Source organism: Allobosea sp. GW821-FHT10B12, assembly GCF_059415545.1.
The window spans coordinates 120863-137619 of the sequence record NZ_JBWKNL010000009.1; the positions used below are offsets into that span (position 1 = coordinate 120863).

Below are 16757 nucleotides of genomic sequence, written 5' to 3' on the forward strand. Positions count from 1 at the left end.
GATATCGGCGGCGGGTGGGGCGAACTGCTGATTCATGATCTCACCGGAATGCGGTTTCCGCTCCGGTTGAAAATAAGGGTCGAGGTTAATTTGTCTACTAAAGAAATAGAATTTAGATGGCGAAGTCGATCTCGGGCTTGTGGGCCGCGGCGCGGCTGACCAGGTCGGCGATGGTGGTGGTGTCGACCACGGCCGCCATCGCGTCGCGCACCTCCCGCATCACCGAGCGAACGACGCAAGCTTCGATGTCGCCGCAGTCCTGGCACGGCCTGAAGGCCGACTGGCTGGCGCAGTCGATCGGCGCGATCGGTCCTTCCAGGGCCCGGATGACAGCTCCAACCTTGATGGTCCGGGCTGGCTTCGCCAGCGCGTAGCCACCGCCTGGACCCTTCTTGCTGCGCAGCATGCCGGCATTGCGTAGGTCCAGCAGGATAGCGTCGAGGAATTTCTTCGAGATGTTGTTGCGCTGCGCAATCTCGGCGATCTGTGCAGTTTCGCCGGCGTCGAGCCTGGCGAGGTGCACCATCGCCTTGATGCCGTATTTGCCCTTGTTGGTCAGCACTTCCAGTTCCCGGTCAAGAAGTATATTTTATCACTCAATTTTAAGGGCAATTGCAAGATGAAGCTGTTGCAAACGCCCGTCCTCGTAGAAGGGTCTTCTCCGAGGCAGTCGAGTCGCCGGACGGCTTTGGCTGCCGGTTGGCATCGGGGACGGACCTGCTCCGCAAGCGGCGCGATGCGGCGCAGATATGCTCCAAAGAGGCAAATATGCGATTAAACTGCTGAATTGATCAGTCGGCAGCATGACGTCGCGGCCATAGAAGTCGAGCATTTCCGCCACGCACGTGACGCGCATTCCGCCCGCGGCCTCGGCAATGCGCCGGCAGGTCTCGGCGGAATAGCCGAGGCGGCCGCCATGATTGGGGAAGATCGCTGCATCGACGCCGGTAAGCCGCCAGGGCCAGGTCAGGCAGGCCGGATCGATCCGCGCTGCGCTCGCGGATGAGCCATGGCTGAAGCGTGGAGTTCCGGTGTGTGAGTGCCAGCCGAAATGTTCTTTTTGAAGAACAATCCGTCAAAGCAATTTGTTGCTCTCCGCGCTGTCGAGAAAGAAGAATCACCTTTCGCTGCCGTATCTGATCAATTTGCGTCCAATTATACGGCCGCGCGCTAGAATATTCTGCAGATATCGTTCTCTTTAAAAAACGATTCTCTTGACCTGATGCTGTCTCGCCCAGCATCGTTGCGACAATGGCTTGCGGCTCGTTCGCAGGCCTGAAACGTCGTAAAGATGCGAGGTCCGCGATGTCCAAGGCCGGCCGCCAGCTCACCCTCAATCTGTTCATCTATCCCGGCGGTCATCATGAAGCGGCTTGGCGCTACAAGGAGTCCGAGCCGGAGCGGGTTCTGGACATCCGCTACTATCAGGAGCTCGCCCAGAAAGCCGAGGCAGCGAAATTCGACGCGATCTTCTTCGCCGACGGGCCGTCCTTGCCCGAGAACGTCCGCTATTCCTCGCGAGTGCGCTTCGAGCCGGTCACCTGGCTGACGGCGATCGCGGCTGCTACCGAGAAGATCGGCCTGATCGGCACCGCCTCGACCACCTATAACGAGCCCTACAATCTCGCCCGCCTCTTCGCCTCGCTCGACCATATCAGCGGCGGCCGGGCCGGCTGGAACATCGTCACGACAAGCGACGCCGGAGCCGCCCATAATTTCGGCCTCTCGGAGCATCCGCCCCATGGCGAGCGTTATGAGAGGGCGCGCGAGTTCCTCGACGTCGTGACCAGGCTCTGGGACAGCTGGGAGGACGACGCACTCGTTGCCGACGCGCAGAGTGGCGTCTTCGCCGACTCCGACAAGGTCCACCGCATCGATCATGTCGGTAAGCACTACCGGGTGCGCGGCCCGCTGAATGTCTCGCGCTCGCCGCAGGGCCGGCCGGTCTATGTCCAGGCCGGCTCGTCGGAGGATGGCCGCTCCTTTGCGGCGCAGTTCGCGGAAGCGATCTTCACGGCGCATCAGACCCTCGCCAGTGCGCAGGAGTTCTACGTCGACATCAAGACCCGTGCGGTGGCGCTCGGCCGCCGGCCCGACCATGTCCGCATCCTGCCGGGGATCAGCCCGTTCCTGGGCTCGACGCAGGCTGAGGCGGACCGGCTCGAGCAGGAAATCAACGACCTGATCCAGCCCGCGGCCTCGCTCGACCAGCTCAAGCGCATGATCGGGCTCGACCTGACCGGCTTCGATCTCGACGGACCGTTTCCGCGCCATCTGATCGACACGAGCGGGCCGAAAGGCCTGGCGAGCCGCTTCCAGCTCGTCGTCGACATCGTCAATCGCGAGAATCCGACGATCCGGCAACTGATCCAGCGCCTCGCCGGCGCCCGCGGCCACCGTGTCGTGGTCGGCACGCCGGAGCATGTCGCGAACGAGATCCAGACCTGGTTCGAGCAGGGCGCTGCCGACGGCTTCAACGTCATGCCGCCCTGGATCCACGGCGGCTTCGAGGTCTTCGCCGCCGAGGTCGTGCCGATCCTGCGCAAGCGCGGATTGTTCCGCGAGGACTATTCCGGTTCGACGCTGCGCGAGCACTACGGGCTGCCGCGCCCCGACAGCATCTTCGCCGCAAAGCAGCGCAAGAGCGCCTAGACCCTTTCCCGCCGGGACGTTCCCGCCACCCATCCTCTTCCGCGAGGCGGGGCGCCGACCGCGCCGCCAACGAGGCCGTGCGCGCCTGGCGCGCCGGCGCTTTCCATCCGCACCACCCTCCGAGGACTGCAGCATGCCACACCATCCCGATTCGATCGCCGTGCCGGAGGACGAGGGCCGGCGTGTTTTCCTGAAGGGCGCGGGCGCCGGCGTGGCCGCGGCCGTCTTGAGCGTGGGTGCAGCCACGCCGGCCGTCGCGCATGGCTCGCCCGAAGCCGCACCGGACACCCGCAGCTATGACGAGGCCTTTGTGCGGCGCGCTGCCGAGCTCCGCAGCAAGCTCGCCAGCTCGCTGGCCGACGTGACGATTCCGCCCCATCCGACCAATGGCGACGAGCGGCGCTACTCCAACCAGATCGGCAGCGACACGCGCGGCCTGCCGCACAATGAGCGGGGCGAGGTCGATCCCGCCGCCTGGCGTACAGCTGCCGCGGCCTTCGCTTCGCGCGACCCGGCCGATTTCGAGAAGATTCCCCTCGGCGGCACCCGCCGGCTGGTCAACCCGGTCGGTACGCTCGCGGTCAGTCTCGAAGGTCTGAACGCGGCGCAGTTCCAGCTACCGGCGGCCCCGGCGCTGGCCAGCGTCGAGCGCGCCGCCGATGCGATCGAGATCTATTGGCAGTCGCTGCTGCGCGACGTGCCGTTCTCCGACTATCGCGACGATACGAGCAATCCGGACCTGCGCGCCGCGGTCGATGAGCTCAACCGGGTCGAGGGCTTCAACGGGCCGAAGATCGATGGACGGGCCACGCCGCAGACGCTGTTTCGCGGGCGTGTCGCTTATGTCGACCCGGCTGATCCGACCGGGGCTCGCGCCCGCTGGGTCACGCCGCCCGGCGTCCTCGACGGGCCGGTGGTCTCGCAATTCCTCTATCGCGACGTGCCGCTCGGCAACCAGACATTGTCGGCCCGAATTCGGGCCTACAAGGCGATACCGGATTTTCTGACGAAGCCGGAGGAATGGCTTCACGTCCAGAACGGCAATGCGCCGCGCGAGCGCATCGTCCACGAGGTATCGCCGCGCTATATCGCGAGCGGTCGCGATCTCGGCGCCTACGCCCACAGCGCTGCCGCCTTCAATTTCATCGGCAATCAGTTGCTCGGCACCGGCGCCTCCGCGGCCGATCCGGCCTATGGCGGCGTCCTGCCGGGGCGTTCGGCGTTGGCTCCGAACAACCCCTATCTGAAATCGAAGACCCAGGACGGAGCGGCAGGGACCTTCAGCGGTCCCTATTTCCAGGCGGTGATCAATCTCGCCATCTCGCATGCGATCCGGATCAACTATTACCAGAAGTGGTACGAGCAGCGCATTCTGCGCCCGGAGGCCTTCGCCGGGCTGGTCCATCAGCGCCTCGCCAACAGGGGCGCGGACTATCCGATCCATGAGAATTTCCTGGGATCGCAGGCGCTCGAGCGCAGCCGGGCCAGACACGGCACCTATCTGCTCGGCCACATCTTCCCGGAGGGTGCGCCCCTGCATTCGTCCTACCCCGGAGGCGCCGCCATCATCGCGGCGGTGACCGTGACGCTGCTCAAGGCCTTCTATGATGAGAGCAAGGAATGGCCGAACCCGGTTCAGCCCGATCCGGCCGATCCGACCCGCCTGGTTCCCTATCAGGGTCCGCCGCTGACCATCGGTGGCGAGCTCAACAAGGCGGCACTGAACTATGCCGGCGGGCGCACCTGGGGCGGCATCCACTGGCGTTCGGATGCCGCGGTCTCGTTTGCTCAGGGCGAAAACCTGGTGATCAGCCTGCTGCGCGAGCAGAAGCAGACCTACGCCGAACCCTTCGACGGCTTCTCCTTCACGCGCTTCGACGGCACGAAGGTCACGATCTGAGCGCAGGCGCTCATCGCCAGCTTGAGCCGAGCGGGACCGAAAAAAGGCGCGGATGCAATTGTATCCGCGCCTTTTCTAATCCAGATCATCGGCGTATCGGCTCAAGGAGTCGGGCTGCCGTGGAGCCGGTGAGCAGCGTTGATCCGCGCCTCGATCTCCGGCGCGATCTTCACCTCCAGGGCGGCAAGGTCGCTGTTGAGCTGCGCGAGGCGGGTGGCGCCGAAGATCGCAGAAGTGATGAAGGGCCGGCTCACGACATAGGCGATGGCGAGCTGGGCCGGGTCGAGGCCGAAGTCGCGGGCGATGGGTGAGATAGCTGTCGATAGCTGTTTCCGTGCCCGGCTTCTGGCAGCTCTGGCCGCGCGAACAGGGTCGTGCGGGCTCCGGCCGGCCGGGCGCCGCGCTGGTATTTTCCGGTGAGGAAGCCTTGTCCGAGCGGTGAATAGGCCAGCAGGCCGACCTGCTCGCGCCGATGGACGATAGTCAGGCATGGTTGACCTGGTGAGCCGACATAGCGGTGCGAGCGCTCGGCTTGCCGGGAGCGCTCGCGGGAAGGGCAGGGTGCTCAGGCGACCCGGCGCAGCTCGGTCTCGGTAACGCCGAGGCTCCGCAGCAGGGTCAGGCGGACCTCGGTGAAGCGCTGCTCGCGCGCCCGGGGCTCGTTAGGCAGGTCGATCTGCTGGTCGACGATGAAACGGCCGCCATCGAGCACCAGCACGCGCTGGGCGAGATGGATCGCCTCGTCGACGTCATGGGTCACCAGCAGCACCGCCGGGCGATGCCTGGCGAACAGATCCAGCAGCAGGGCCTGCATCCGCAGCCGCGTCAGCGCATCGAGCGCCCCGAAGGGTTCGTCGAGCAGGAGCAGTTCGGGCTCGCGTACCAGTGAGCGTGCCAGCGCGGCGCGCTGTTGTTCGCCGCCGGAGAGCTGCGTCGGCCAGGCCTGGGCGCGCGACGTCAGGCCGACCTCCTCGAGCGCGGCCAGCGCCCGCTCATGCGGCGCCGACACCTTCAGGCCGAGCGCGACATTGTCGGCTACCCGTTTCCAGGGCAGCAATCGGGCATCCTGGAACACGACCGAGACGGCATCCGGCACCTCATAGGAACCCTCGCCCGGCACCCCGTGGTCGAGCCCGGCGAGGGCGCGCAGGAAGGTGCTCTTGCCGGAGCCCGAGCGGCCAAGCAGGGCGACGAACTCGCCCCGCCCGATCTGCAGGTCGACGCGGTCGAGGATGGTGCGCTCGCCATAGCGACGCGTCAGCCCGTGAACATCGACAACCGGCGGGGCGGTCAGTCCGCCAGGATCTTGCGCCATGGCAGGGCCTTTCGCGTGATGAAGCGGACGAGCCAGTCGGAGCTGAGCCCGAGGGCGGCGTAGACGGCGAGGCACAGGATGATGACTTCGGTCTGGCCGTAGGTGCGCGCGAGGTTGATCATGTAGCCGAGGCCGCTCGTGGCGTTGACCTGCTCGACCACGACGAGGGCGAGCCAGGAATAGGTCACGCCGAACCGCAGGCCGAGCAGGAAGCCGGGCAGCGCCGCCGGCAGCACGACATGGCGCAGGAACTGCCAGTTCGAGAGGTCGAGTGTCTCGGCCAGCTCGATGAAGCGGGCATCGGTCGAACGCAGCCCGTCATGGGTCTGGATGTAGATCGGCGCGAAGGTTATCAGCGCGATCGTCAGGACCTTCATGCCCTCGCCGATGCCGAACCAGAGCATCAGCAGCGGGATCAGGGCGAGCGCCGGAATGGCTCGCTTGATCTGGATCGGCCCGTCGACGAGGTATTCGCCGATCCGGCTGAGGCCCGCGATGACGCCAAGCGAGGCGCCGGCGACGATGCCCCAGAACAGGCCCCAGAAGGAGCGCTGGAACGACGTCCAGAGGTTCTCCTGCAGCCGCCCGTCGGCGATCAGTTCGTAGCCGGTCGCAACCACAGTCCACGGCGCCGACAGGATACGATCGTCGATGTATCCGGTCGCGCTGCCGATGCTCCAGAGCAGGAGCAGGATGGTCGGGCCGAGGGCCTGACCGAACTGCAGCGTCCGGCCGGGGCCGAGCTTGCGCTTGCGGCGGGGCGATGCCTTGACCGGGCGGGACGCGACACGGCCGGAGAGCCAGCCGGTGGCGCCGGCCGCTTCGCGCGAGGCGCGGATCGAGAGATCGGCCATGGCGTCAGTCCGCGTCGCGATAGGTTGCGCCGGCGATGCGCTCGAAGCGCCGGTCGAACAGCGTTTCGGCCTTGATCGCCGGCTTCTTGAGCTCCTCGGCGAGCAGGTCGATCGTCTCCTGCTGGCGCTCGATCGCCGCGGCCCAGTCGAGGGGAACGTCCGGGCTGCCATTGGACTTCACGAGGAAGCGCCCGGCATCCTCCTTCAGTCCCTGATCCTTGATGTAGTAGCCCTTGATCCACTCTTCGGGATGGGTCTCGATCCATTTCGCCGCGCGGCCCCAGGCTGCGACATAGGCGCGGATCGCTGCTGCCTTGTCGGCATCCTCCAGCGAACTCTTGGCGACGTAGATATAGGAGGGGTCGTCACGCAGCCCATGCGCCAGCAGCCGGGCGCCGTCGCGTTCGTAATTCTGGGCGAAGCGCTGCTTGTTCGCCTCCGCGATCGGCGCGGCGTCGACGAGCTTGCTGGCGAGCGCGTTGACATAGGCATCGCCGACGCTGGGCAATTCGATCAGGGTAACGTCGCCGCGCTGGAGGCTGAGTTTCTTGAGCACACGCAGGACGAGTGCGCCCTGCGCCTGGCCGGGGCTGAAGGCGATGCGCTTGCCCTTGAGCTCCTCCAGCCTGGTGATGCCGGAGCCCGGCGCGGTGGCGATGACGTAGATCGGATGCGCGGTTGGGTCGAGCCGGAACTTGGCGCCGACGATCTTCGTCTCGAGCCCGGTCCATTGTGCATGGATGGGCGGGATGTCGGCGACCGAGCCGAGATCGAGGGCTTTGGCACGGAAGGCTTCGATCGTCTGCGGTCCGCCCGAGATGTTGGCCCATTCGATCTTGAAGGGCAGCTTGGCGAGTTCGCCCGAGAGCGTCAGCGCGACACGGGTCTGGGGATCACCGACGACGAGCCTAGTGCCCGGTGCGACGGCATCTGGAAGCGGGGCGCTGTCGGAGAGCGGTCCGGCTACGGCGGCGCTGGCGAGAGCCAGGCCGGCCGCGACGGCGAATGCGAGCGCGCGATGCTGCGTTGGAAATGCCATCAGAACCTCTTGGAGATCGCTGAGTCGAGCATGTCGCTGCGCTAAAGATTAGTCTATAGAATTGATGTTCTAATATCGCGCCCGCAGGGGAACATCGATCTGTCGAAGCTCGCCTGCGAGGAAGGTCCGATCGCGGGACGATGATTCAGAAGAAACCCAGCGCCGGCAGCGGAGTGCCCTTGAGCTCATAGGCCCCGAGCGCGAGCGCCTTGTAGGATCGCGGCCGTTCGCGACGGCGCGGCGGCGCAGGTCGCCGATATAGGCGAGCGCCAGTTCCTCATCCTCGCCGACACTGAAGACCGCTTCGGACTCCATCAAATTCAGTTGACTTGGTTGGTCCAGCTGGGCACTACGGCCGTTGAAGACGTACCCGGTAGGTAGGTGTTATACCTCAGCGGGGAAACATGGGAGCAGAGGGTCCCAGATTCGAATCCTGGTGCCCCGACCAATCTCGACGAGCTTTGCCGGAAGGCGAGGGGAAGCATGACGGCACGCATCTATTCGCCGGCGCGCAACGCGATGCAGTCCGGCACGGCCAAGACCGGTCGCTGGCTGCTGGAGTATGAGCCTGAGCGGCCGCGCGAGATCGAGCCGCTGATGGGCTGGACCTCGTCAGGTGACATGAAGAGCCAGCTCCGACTCTGGTTCGACACCGCCGAGGAAGCCGTCGCCTATGCGACTCGCAACGGCATCGCCTACCGCCTGGAGCAGCCGCACGCACCCAAGCGTCGCGGCATGGCTTATTCCGATAATTTCAAGTTCAACCGCGTCGGCCAGTGGACGCATTGAAGCTTTAGCGAATCGGCAGGTCCCAAGCCTGCCGCTTCCTTCAGGGCCCGTAGCTCAGCTGGATAGAGCAGCAGCCTTCTAAGCTGCTGGTCACAGGTTCGAATCCTGTCGGGCTCGCCATATCTGTCAAAGGCTTACACGATTTTCCGTATCCTTTGAGAGTTGGAAGGCATGCCGCTTTATTCCAGCTCCTTTCCTTCTTGCAGCTTGGTGCTTCGTGCGCCAGCTGCTGAACGACAGCGGCGATGCTGCAATCATCCGGGCTACGATTGATCTTGGCCGTTCACTCGGGCTGTCGATCATCGCCGAAGGCATTGAGGACATCGAGACCGCCAATTGCCTCAAGGGCATGGGATGCGAGGAAGGGTAGGGCTACCATTTCGGCCGGCCACTTCCTGCGGTTGAATTCGAGCAGCTGTTTCTGGCGCGCCGACATGTCGCGTAACTCGGATCCGCCACCTGACCAGGTGATGCTGCAGACACGCCTCGACCAGGCACGCTGCGATGAAGGACGTTCCCGAAAGCTGCGTCTGTCCGGCACAGATGGATCTCCCATGGCATCCGATCCGAAAACGACTCCTCGCCGCGGCACCACTGGCCTGCGCCAATTCCTGGATCCCGAGCAGCAGCGCAATTGGATAGAGGGCAAGATCGACCTGTGCGACGCCGACGAGCGCTCGGAGTCCCTCGAACTGCGGTTCAAATACCTCACGCGTTTTCAGAAGCTGCTTCGTCGGCCGCAGGCGCAGGACGTTCTGGAGATTCTCCGGCTCTACGGCCAGAACTGCATCCCCATCCCGCGCAAGAGCGAGCGTCACTACTGGTCGGTTTCCTGTCTGCCGTCGACGTCCGACAAGCCGCTCACCCGCGTCAATGCGAGTTGGATGGAGCTGTTCACGCTCTATGCCGACGGCGAGGACATCCGTGCGAGATTCCTGGTGCACCTTTCGGATTTCACCACGGACCGTTCACAGGTGCAGGGCCATGTGGACGAAGCTCTTCTCGATCACTGCGTAACGGCGCCGGAAGATGTCAGCTATTTCTTCCCGCGCGGCGCAGACATGTTCGGCGTCAATGTCCGAGGCTCCGCCTCGATCCGCAGCGTCCTGGCGGCCCCCCGTGTCCTCAGTGCCATTCGGACTTTCAATCTGACGCACATGAATCGGGGGCGGAACGCTTATCAGGCGAGCCACTGCTACAGCTTGGCGGATTGCATGCTGGCAGGCTGAGTGGGTCCGCTATGAGCGGCACCACCACTTGTTGGCCCGCGTCTGGCCGAGAACGGCTGCGCTCGGTTATTAGCCGACCGGGCTGCTGTCGGAGACTGGCGGGCGATCCGCGATCAACTCGTTGAGGCAGCTCAAGGCGACGATCAGCGCGCATGTCTTGAGTGCGGAGGAGAGCAGGAAACTTCCTGCGACCTGGCCTGTGAGCTGGCCGAACTCCAGCACCGGGATCATCTCGAACAAGAACGAGGCAAGTCCGACCGATACTCCCAACAGCACCAGCATGGCGTGTCTCCCAGGCTCCGGATGACACGCAAGCTTGCATTTTATGGTTAACGATTGGTTGACGCTGCTGTCGGAAGGCAGTTTGGCCGCAGCCGTAGAGTGAGCACGAAGAGGGTCAGCAGCCTCTCGGTTGATCCTGTCACTCCTGCGCTTCGTCGCGGCGCAATTCGAATGCCAGCATGGCGTCCGCTAGCGCTTCCAGTTCGCGTTCCTTGTCCTTGCTGTCCGGAGCGGCATTGAGCTCGGCCACGCGCTGCTGGGCCCGCTCGTAGTCTTCGTCGGTGTGAACGGCGATCGGCATCTTCATTGTGCTCATGCCTTTCCTGGTCTCTGTCCGGGGCGGCTGGCGATCTGCATAGGCAAACCCGGTTGGGGATGTGGGGTTCCCAGGCGGGTTCCGCCATGATTGGGACGCAAACAGGCCTCAACTGCCGGCCCGACATGTCTTCGCGCCATGCCTGTGTCGAAGCGGATTGCACCTGCGCGCTTGCCGCGAACGGTGCGAGGCCGTAAACGCGCCGCGGCCAACCCGATCGCCTGTCCACCAGCCCGCACCCCCGCAGGATGCGGGCTTCGCAAGATTCGGCCGCAAGGAGTGTCGATGTTCTCGCACGGCTCCGGTCTCGACCGGCTCGCTAGCTTCGCGTCCGCGAGCCATCGGCGCGCCTGCCTGCTGCTTGCGCTGTTGTCGCTCGCCGCCTTCCTGCCCGGCTTCGCCAGCCTGCAGCCCTTCGATCGCGACGAGCCGCGCTTTGCCCAGGCCAGCAAGCAGATGCTGGAGACGCGCGACTTCGTCGACATCCGTTTCCAGGACGAGGCCAGGCACAAGAAGCCGGTCGGCATCTACTGGCTGCAGTCGGCGAGCGTCGCCGCCGGCGAGGCGCTCGGCGTGCCGCAGGCGCATACGACGATCTGGCTCTACCGGCTGCCCTCGCTCGTCGGCGCCGTCGCGACGGTGTTGCTGACCTATTGGGCGCTGCTCGCCTTCGTCGGAGCGCGCCTCGCCTTGCTCGGCGCGGCCATGATGGCAGCGGCGGTCCTGTTGGGTGTCGAGGCCCGCATCGCCAAGACCGACGCCCTGTTGGCGGGCTGTGCGGTCGCGACCATGGGCGCGCTCGCCCGCGCCTGGCTCGACTGGACCCGCTCGCTCGCCTTCGTGCCGAGCCGGCACAACTGGCTGGTGTTCTGGTCGGCAACGGCGCTTGGGCTTCTGATCAAAGGGCCGATCGTGCCGATGGTCTGGGGGCTGGCGGTGCTGGTGCTCAGCGTTCGCGAGCGTTCGTTGCGCTGGTTCGCGCCGCTGAAGCCGGGCCGCGGGCTGCTGCTCTGCCTTGTCGTGGTGCTGCCCTGGTTCGTCGCCATCGCGCTCAAGACCGGCGGCGACTTTTTTGCCGAGAGCGTCGGCAAGGACATGCTCGGCAAGGTCGGGGAGGGCCAGGAGAAGCATTGGGGGCCGCCCGGTCTCTATCTGCTGCTGTTCTTCGGCACCTATTGGCCGTCGGCCGCGTTGGCGGCGATGGCGATTCCTTTTGCCTGGGTGAAGCGCCGTGAGCCGCAGATCCTGTTCCTGCTCGCCTGGATCGTGCCGTCCTGGCTCGTCTTCGAAGCGGTGCCGACCAAGCTGCCGCATTACGTGCTGCCGCTCTACCCGGCGATCACAGCGCTGCTGCTGCTCGCCCTGGTCAATGGCGGCATCAACCGCTTTCGCCGCGGCTCCGACCTGACCGCCTTCCTCGTCGTCCTGGTGCCGGCAGCGCTCGTCGGCGTGATTCTCTACGGCACCTGGACGCTCGACAAGACCTTGCCCTGGCTCGCCTTGCCGGTGCTGGCGCTGGCGCTCATCGTCGCGTTCCGCAGCTTCCTGGCCTTCCGCGAGGGCGCGTTCGAGGGCGCGCTCTGGCGCGGCGTGGTCGCCAGCCTGTTGCTCAGCGCTGGCGTCTTCGGCCTGGCCTCGCCGAGCCTGCGCGGCCTCAAGCTCTCGCCGCGGCTGGCGGAGGCGGTGCAGGCAGTGACCTGTCCGAACCCGCAGGTCATGACCGTCGGCTATCGCGAGCCGAGCCTGGTCTTCCTGGTCGGCACCGATCTGCGCATGGGGGCGGATGGAAGCGTGGCAGCAAACTTCCTGCGCGAGCCCGGCTGCCGCGTGGCGCTGGTCGAGGGCCGTTTCCTCGACGGCTTTCGTCAGGGGCTCACCGCCTCGGGGGTAACGCCGCGGCTGCTGACCACGATCTCCGGCTTCAACCTCAATGGCGGCAGGCGCATCGAGATGAGCGTCTATGTCCGCGAATGATCGGCGCTTGCCCCGTCGCGGCGCTTGACGCAGTTTGCGCGCCGCAATGCAGAAAGACTTGGAATCCGTGACTGAACCCGTGCCTTCCGCCGGCCTGCCCCGCATCAGCATCGTCGTGCCGGTGCGTAACGAACAGGGCAACATCGCCCCGCTCGTCCACGACATCGAGAGCTCCTGCGCGGCGGTCGGCAGCTTCGAGCTGATCTATGTCGACGACGGTTCGAGCGACGGCACTGCCGCGGCGCTCACCGAGCTTGCCGCGACGCGGCCATGGCTCAGGATTGTCCGTCACGCGCAGTCCTGCGGCCAGTCGGCGGCGGTACGCAGCGGGGTGAGGGCGGCGACGGCCCCGATCGTCGCGACCCTCGACGGCGATGGTCAGAACGACCCTGCCTTCATCCCGGCGATGCTGGCGCAGCTCGAGGCGGCCGGCCCATCCGCCGGCCTCGTCCAGGGCCAGCGCATCGGGCGCAAGGACACCGGCTTCAAGCGCATGCAGTCGCGCATCGCCAACAAGGTCCGCGGCGCCATCCTGAAGGACGGCACGCGCGACACTGGCTGCGGCCTGAAATGCTTCCGGCGCGAGGCCTATCTGGCGCTGCCCTATTTTGACGCGCTGCACCGCTTCATGCCGGCGCTCGTCGTGCGCGAGGGCTTCACCGTCCTGCATCACGAGGTCCGCGACCGGCAGCGCCTGACCGGCGTCTCGAATTACGGTTTCTTCGACCGGCTCTGGGTCGGTATCCTCGATCTCGCCGGCGTCTGGTGGCTGATCCGGCGCCGCAAGCGGGTGCCGCAGATCGCGACGGAGGCGCGCTGATGCTTATCGATCTGCAGAACATGATCGGGAACTATTTCCACGACGTCTTCGTCAACAACGTCGACTGGTGGGTCCTGCTCGGCGTGGTCGCACAGGGCCTGTTCACCATGCGCTTCGTGGTGCAATGGCTCGCCAGCGAGAAGGCGCAGCGCTCGGTCGTGCCGATGACCTTCTGGTGGTTCTCGATCGGTGGCGGCATGCTGCTTTTGATCTACGCGCTCTATCGCCGTGATCCGGTCTTCATCATCGGCCAGGGCTTCGGCGTGTTCGTCTATCTGCGCAATCTGCAATTCGTGCTGCGCGCGAAGGCGCGCGGCGAGGACACGAATTCCGCGCCGGGCTGAGGCAAGACGTCAGTATTCACCAGCGGGGAAGCCGTGGCGCGCCATCATCGCGCGATGCCAGTCGCTTCCGATGAGGCTTTCGAGCGCTGCGTCGAAGCGCGTCCGCAGCGCGGTGTGCTGCTTGCCGAAGGCGAAGGCTCCGGCGGCCGACAAGTTTTCGCTCGCAGGCACGTTCACGATGGCAAGCTCTGCATCGGGTTCGCGGGCGAGGTAGCCGCGATGAGCCATGGCGACGCTGGCATAGGCGTCGGCCTGCCCAGTTCTGACGGCTGCTACAGCCTCCTCCTGTGTCGCGACGCGGATCATTCGCTCCGGCGCAACGCCGGCAGCGAGTGCGGCTTGCTCCTGCACCTGCCCACCGACGACGACGAGGCGGGCGCCTGCGGCCGCGACGGCGCGATAGCCGGTCAGCCACCCGTGATCGGCTGACCGGACCAGCAACCCGTCGGAAAGCGCCCAGACAGGGCGGCTGAAGTCCGCCTGCTGTCGGCGCTCTGCCGTGACGAAAAGCGGCGTGGTCACTGTCCAGCGTCCGCTGGCGAGGCCAGGCAGCAATTCGGCGAAGGTGGTCAGCCGCTGCTCGAACTGCGTGATGCCGAGTGCCTTCAACGCCGCGGTCACGAGCTCGACGTCGCAGCCCTGCGCGATGCCGTCGGCTCCCGGCCAGCAGAAGGGCGGCTCGTCGAGATAGGCGAAGACGAACGACCCATCCAGCATTGCAAGCGCGCTCAGCTCGCTGCCCTCAACCGCGCAAAGCCGGCGTCGAGATCCTCCTTCAGATCCTCGAGGTCCTCGAGCCCGATATGGAAACGGATCGTCGGCCCCTTGAAGCCGGGCTTGGTCGCGGTGCGGTAGCGCTTGCAGTCGAAGGGCAGCACCAGGCTCTCATAACCGCCCCAGGATGCGCCCATGCCGAACAGGGTGAGCCCGTCGAGCATGGCCGCTACCGCCTTCATCGAGACGGGTTCGAGTTCGATCGAGAACAGCGAGCAGGCGCCGGTGAAATCGCGCTTCCAGATGGCGTGACCGGGATCATCGGGCAGCGCTGGGTGGATCACGCGGGCGACCTCGGGCCGCGCCGCCAGCCAGTTCGCCATCTCCAGCCCCGCCGGCTGCTGCTCCTTGAGCCTGACAGCGAGTGTCCGGATGCCGCGCAGCGTCAGATAGGCGTCCTCGGCAGCGATGATCACGCCGAGCGCGTCCCAGCTCAGCTTGAGCTGGGCGTAGAGCTCCGGCGTGCGGGCCGACACCGTGCCGATCAGCACGTCCGAGTGGCCGGCATAGTATTTCGTTCCGGCCTGCACCGAGACGTCGACGCCGAACCTGTGCGCGTCGAAGAAGAGCGGCGTCGCCCAGGTGTTGTCCATCATCACCATGATGTCGCGGGCATGGGCCGCGGCGACGATCGCTGGGATGTCCTGGACCTCCAGGGTCTGAGAACCTGGCGACTCCGTCCAGACCGCCCGGGTGTTCGGCTTGAACAGCTCGGCGATGCCCTCGCCGATGAGCGGGTCGTAATAGGTGACCTCGACACCGTAGCGCGGCAGCATCCGCTCGCAGAAATTGCGCATCGGATGATAGACGCTGTCGGTCACGAGAAAGTGGTCGCCGGCCCTCAGGAAGGCGAGCGTAGGCAGGGTGCAGGCGAGCAGGCCGGACGAGCAGGCGAGCACGCCGGCGCCGCCCTCCATCGTATTGGCGGCGGCGAGCAGCGCGTCGATCGTCGGGCTGCCCGACGTCCCGTAGCTGTAGCGCGCCTTGCGGACGAGAAAGTCCTCGGTATTCGGGTAGACCACGGTCGAACCGCGCACGATCGGCGGATTGACGAAGCCGTAGCTGTCGCTCGGATCGCGGCCGGCGAGGGCGAGCCGGGTCTTCTCGCGCAGACGCGCGAATTCGGGCTTGGACAGTTTTTTCATGGGCCGGGAGGTCAGCGCGAGCGGGATTGGGGCAGGGCGGGTTGTGGTCGCACTTGACCACCTCCGGAAAGTCGCATGTGATGCTCGCAGTGAAAAGAGATGGGGGCACGGGGCGCCTTTGCTTGACGCTCATGCACGGCTCTGGCAATCGGCGCGCGCCGCACTTCGACTAATGTTTAGGCATCGAACGGGATGAAAAGTCGCGACGATGCGAGGGGATCGGCACGTTCCGGCCGGCAGGCGCCGGCGGGGCCATTCATGGGAGAGATCACGATGAAGAAATTCATGGCAGCCGCGGTCGCCGGGTTCGGCTTTGCGCTGGCGGCGGCGAGTGTGCAAGCGCAGGCGCCGCAGACCCTTGCTCAGGTGAAGAGCCGCGGGATGCTGAATTGCGGCTCCAACACCGGCCTCGCCGGCTTCGGCGTGCCGGATGCGCAGGGCAATTGGGCTGGCCTCGACGTCGATTACTGCCGGGCGATCGCCGCGGCGATCTTCAACGACCCGGCCAAGGTGAAGTTCATCCCGCTCTCGGCCAAGGACCGGTTCACGGCCCTGCAGTCGGGCGAGGTCGACGTGCTCGTGCGCAACTCGACCTGGACGATGTCGCGCGACACCGCGCTCGGCCTGCAGTTCACCGGCGTGAACTACTATGACGGCCAGGGCTTCATGATCCGCAAGAAGCTCGGCGTGAACTCGGCGCTGCAGCTCAACGGCGCCTCGGTCTGCACCCAGCAGGGCACCACGACCGAGCTCAACCTCGCCGACTTCTTCCGGGCCAACAACCTGAAATACGAAGTCGTCGCCTTCGCGACCTCGGACGAGACCGTCAAGGCCTATGATTCCGGCCGCTGCGACGCCTTCACCACCGACGCCTCGGGACTTTATGCCGAGCGCCTGAAGCTGACCGCTCCGGACGACCACATGGTCCTGCCCGAGATCATCTCGAAGGAGCCGCTCGGACCGGCAACCCGCAACAACGATGCGCAGTGGTTCGGCCTGGTGAAGTGGGTCCATAACGCCATGCTGAACGCCGAGGAGCTGGGCGTGACCAAGGCGAATGTCGACGAGATGCTGAAGTCGAGCAATCCCGAGATCAAGCGCCTGCTCGGCACCGAGGGCAAGTTCGGCGAGAGCGTCGGCCTGACCGCCGATTGGGCCTACCGGATCGTCAAGCACGTCGGCAATTACGGCGAGAGCTTCGAGAAGAACGTCGGCCAGGGCTCGCTGCTGAAGATCGCCCGCGGCCAGAACGCGCTGTGGACCAAGGGCGGCCTGCAGTACGCTGCGCCGGTGCGCTAAGACATAATGCGGGGCGGGGGGGGGG

General features: G+C 65.7%; 18 protein-coding genes and 1 tRNA gene. 10 read left to right on the forward strand and 9 right to left on the reverse strand.

The features are described from left to right. Window positions 1-112 precede the first annotated feature (112 nt). Entirely contained in the window at window positions 113-562 is a 450-nt protein-coding gene (locus AC07O0_RS25485; protein ID WP_494626886.1) for an RrF2 family transcriptional regulator, read from the reverse strand. Window positions 563-1305: 743 nt separating this feature from the next. On the opposite strand from AC07O0_RS25485, the gene AC07O0_RS25490 reads away from it, so the two are divergent. Continuing rightward, on the forward strand, window positions 1306-2652 hold the full coding sequence (locus AC07O0_RS25490) for an LLM class flavin-dependent oxidoreductase (protein ID WP_494626888.1): 1347 nt from the start codon (window positions 1306-1308) through the stop codon (window positions 2650-2652). A gap of 133 nt (window positions 2653-2785) precedes the next feature. Further along, entirely contained in the window at window positions 2786-4552 is a 1767-nt protein-coding gene (locus AC07O0_RS25495; protein WP_494626889.1) for a phosphatase PAP2 family protein, read from the forward strand. Window positions 4553-4653: 101 nt separating this feature from the next. Here the strand turns inward: AC07O0_RS25495 and AC07O0_RS25500 are convergent, their stop codons facing one another. The 4 genes from AC07O0_RS25500 to AC07O0_RS25515 all read right to left on the reverse strand — a co-directional run bounded on the left by AC07O0_RS25500 (window position 4654) and on the right by AC07O0_RS25515 (window position 7760). After that, complete coding sequence (locus AC07O0_RS25500) at window positions 4654-5043, reverse strand: aldo/keto reductase (RefSeq protein WP_494626891.1); 390 nt, start codon at window positions 5041-5043, stop codon at window positions 4654-4656. A 74-nt stretch (window positions 5044-5117) separates the two neighbouring features. Next, on the reverse strand, window positions 5118-5867 hold the full coding sequence (locus tag AC07O0_RS25505; protein ID WP_494626893.1) for an ABC transporter ATP-binding protein: 750 nt from the start codon (window positions 5865-5867) through the stop codon (window positions 5118-5120). Next, complete coding sequence (locus tag AC07O0_RS25510; RefSeq protein ID WP_494626929.1) at window positions 5843-6742, reverse strand: ABC transporter permease; 900 nt, start codon at window positions 6740-6742, stop codon at window positions 5843-5845. Before AC07O0_RS25510 ends, AC07O0_RS25505 begins: the two co-directional genes overlap by 25 nt. Next, window positions 6726-7760: an ABC transporter substrate-binding protein gene (locus tag AC07O0_RS25515; RefSeq protein WP_494626895.1), complete on the reverse strand. Its 1035-nt coding sequence runs from the start codon at window positions 7758-7760 to the stop codon at window positions 6726-6728. Before AC07O0_RS25515 ends, AC07O0_RS25510 begins: the two co-directional genes overlap by 17 nt. Window positions 7761-8243: 483 nt before the next feature. Here AC07O0_RS25515 and AC07O0_RS25520 point away from each other — a divergent pair, with 483 nt between their 5' ends. The 4 genes from AC07O0_RS25520 (at window position 8244) to AC07O0_RS25535 (ending at window position 9778) form a co-directional block, all read left to right on the forward strand. Further along, the gene (locus tag AC07O0_RS25520; protein WP_326873943.1) at window positions 8244-8549 is read left to right on the forward strand and encodes an ETC complex I subunit; all 306 of its coding nucleotides are present in this window, start codon (window positions 8244-8246) and stop codon (window positions 8547-8549) included. Between the two features lie 43 nt (window positions 8550-8592). Continuing rightward, window positions 8593-8669, forward strand: a tRNA-Arg gene (locus tag AC07O0_RS25525). A 1-nt stretch (window position 8670) separates the two neighbouring features. Beyond that, window positions 8671-8919, forward strand: a complete 249-nt coding sequence (locus AC07O0_RS25530) for an EAL domain-containing protein (RefSeq protein ID WP_494626931.1) — start codon at window positions 8671-8673, stop codon at window positions 8917-8919. A gap of 184 nt (window positions 8920-9103) precedes the next feature. Then, entirely contained in the window at window positions 9104-9778 is a 675-nt protein-coding gene (locus tag AC07O0_RS25535) for a hypothetical protein (protein WP_494626933.1), read from the forward strand. Between the two features lie 69 nt (window positions 9779-9847). Here AC07O0_RS25535 and AC07O0_RS25540 read toward each other — a convergent pair whose 3' ends face one another. Beyond that, entirely contained in the window at window positions 9848-10060 is a 213-nt protein-coding gene (locus tag AC07O0_RS25540; RefSeq protein ID WP_494626896.1) for a hypothetical protein, read from the reverse strand. 139 nt (window positions 10061-10199) lie between these two features. Further along, complete coding sequence (locus AC07O0_RS25545; RefSeq protein WP_494626898.1) at window positions 10200-10361, reverse strand: hypothetical protein; 162 nt, start codon at window positions 10359-10361, stop codon at window positions 10200-10202. A gap of 300 nt (window positions 10362-10661) precedes the next feature. Between AC07O0_RS25545 and AC07O0_RS25550 the strand changes: the two genes are divergently transcribed. The 3 genes from AC07O0_RS25550 to AC07O0_RS25560 are packed head-to-tail and all read left to right on the forward strand — an operon-like array spanning window position 10662 to window position 13514. After that, window positions 10662-12350, forward strand: coding sequence for an ArnT family glycosyltransferase (locus AC07O0_RS25550; RefSeq protein ID WP_494626899.1), 1689 nt, complete (start codon window positions 10662-10664; stop codon window positions 12348-12350). 46 nt (window positions 12351-12396) lie between these two features. Continuing rightward, on the forward strand, window positions 12397-13170 hold the full coding sequence (locus tag AC07O0_RS25555) for a glycosyltransferase family 2 protein (protein WP_494626901.1): 774 nt from the start codon (window positions 12397-12399) through the stop codon (window positions 13168-13170). Beyond that, complete coding sequence (locus tag AC07O0_RS25560) at window positions 13170-13514, forward strand: lipid-A-disaccharide synthase N-terminal domain-containing protein (RefSeq protein WP_436149048.1); 345 nt, start codon at window positions 13170-13172, stop codon at window positions 13512-13514. Before AC07O0_RS25555 ends, AC07O0_RS25560 begins: the two co-directional genes overlap by 1 nt. A 9-nt stretch (window positions 13515-13523) precedes the next feature. Here the strand turns inward: AC07O0_RS25560 and AC07O0_RS25565 are convergent, their stop codons facing one another. Next, the gene (locus AC07O0_RS25565; RefSeq protein WP_494626903.1) at window positions 13524-14231 is read right to left on the reverse strand and encodes a transporter substrate-binding domain-containing protein; all 708 of its coding nucleotides are present in this window, start codon (window positions 14229-14231) and stop codon (window positions 13524-13526) included. A gap of 11 nt (window positions 14232-14242) precedes the next feature. Then, window positions 14243-15433, reverse strand: coding sequence for a cystathionine beta-lyase (gene metC / locus AC07O0_RS25570; RefSeq protein ID WP_494626905.1), 1191 nt, complete (start codon window positions 15431-15433; stop codon window positions 14243-14245). A gap of 273 nt (window positions 15434-15706) precedes the next feature. Here metC and AC07O0_RS25575 point away from each other — a divergent pair, with 273 nt between their 5' ends. Then, complete coding sequence (locus AC07O0_RS25575; RefSeq protein ID WP_494626907.1) at window positions 15707-16732, forward strand: amino acid ABC transporter substrate-binding protein; 1026 nt, start codon at window positions 15707-15709, stop codon at window positions 16730-16732. Window positions 16733-16757 lie beyond the last annotated feature (25 nt).

Excerpts from the sequence above, each read along its gene's own strand:
- AC07O0_RS25490 (WP_494626888.1), top strand. The coding sequence starts at position 1,306 with ATGTCCAAGGCCGGCCGCCAGCTCACCCTCAATCTGTTCATCTATCCC.
- AC07O0_RS25495 (WP_494626889.1), top strand. The coding sequence starts at position 2,786 with ATGCCACACCATCCCGATTCGATCGCCGTGCCGGAGGACGAGGGCCGG.
- AC07O0_RS25500 (WP_494626891.1), bottom strand. The coding sequence starts at position 5,043 with ATGCCTGACTATCGTCCATCGGCGCGAGCAGGTCGGCCTGCTGGCCTA.
- AC07O0_RS25505 (WP_494626893.1), bottom strand. The coding sequence starts at position 5,867 with ATGGCGCAAGATCCTGGCGGACTGACCGCCCCGCCGGTTGTCGATGTT.
- AC07O0_RS25515 (WP_494626895.1), bottom strand. The coding sequence starts at position 7,760 with ATGGCATTTCCAACGCAGCATCGCGCGCTCGCATTCGCCGTCGCGGCC.
- AC07O0_RS25520 (WP_326873943.1), top strand. The coding sequence starts at position 8,244 with ATGACGGCACGCATCTATTCGCCGGCGCGCAACGCGATGCAGTCCGGC.
- AC07O0_RS25535 (WP_494626933.1), top strand. The coding sequence starts at position 9,104 with ATGGCATCCGATCCGAAAACGACTCCTCGCCGCGGCACCACTGGCCTG.
- AC07O0_RS25540 (WP_494626896.1), bottom strand. The coding sequence starts at position 10,060 with ATGCTGGTGCTGTTGGGAGTATCGGTCGGACTTGCCTCGTTCTTGTTC.
- AC07O0_RS25545 (WP_494626898.1), bottom strand. The coding sequence starts at position 10,361 with ATGCCGATCGCCGTTCACACCGACGAAGACTACGAGCGGGCCCAGCAG.
- AC07O0_RS25550 (WP_494626899.1), top strand. The coding sequence starts at position 10,662 with ATGTTCTCGCACGGCTCCGGTCTCGACCGGCTCGCTAGCTTCGCGTCC.
- AC07O0_RS25555 (WP_494626901.1), top strand. The coding sequence starts at position 12,397 with ATGCAGAAAGACTTGGAATCCGTGACTGAACCCGTGCCTTCCGCCGGC.
- AC07O0_RS25560 (WP_436149048.1), top strand. The coding sequence starts at position 13,170 with ATGCTTATCGATCTGCAGAACATGATCGGGAACTATTTCCACGACGTC.
- AC07O0_RS25565 (WP_494626903.1), bottom strand. The coding sequence starts at position 14,231 with ATGCTGGATGGGTCGTTCGTCTTCGCCTATCTCGACGAGCCGCCCTTC.
- metC (WP_494626905.1), bottom strand. The coding sequence starts at position 15,433 with ATGAAAAAACTGTCCAAGCCCGAATTCGCGCGTCTGCGCGAGAAGACC.
- AC07O0_RS25575 (WP_494626907.1), top strand. The coding sequence starts at position 15,707 with ATGAAGAAATTCATGGCAGCCGCGGTCGCCGGGTTCGGCTTTGCGCTG.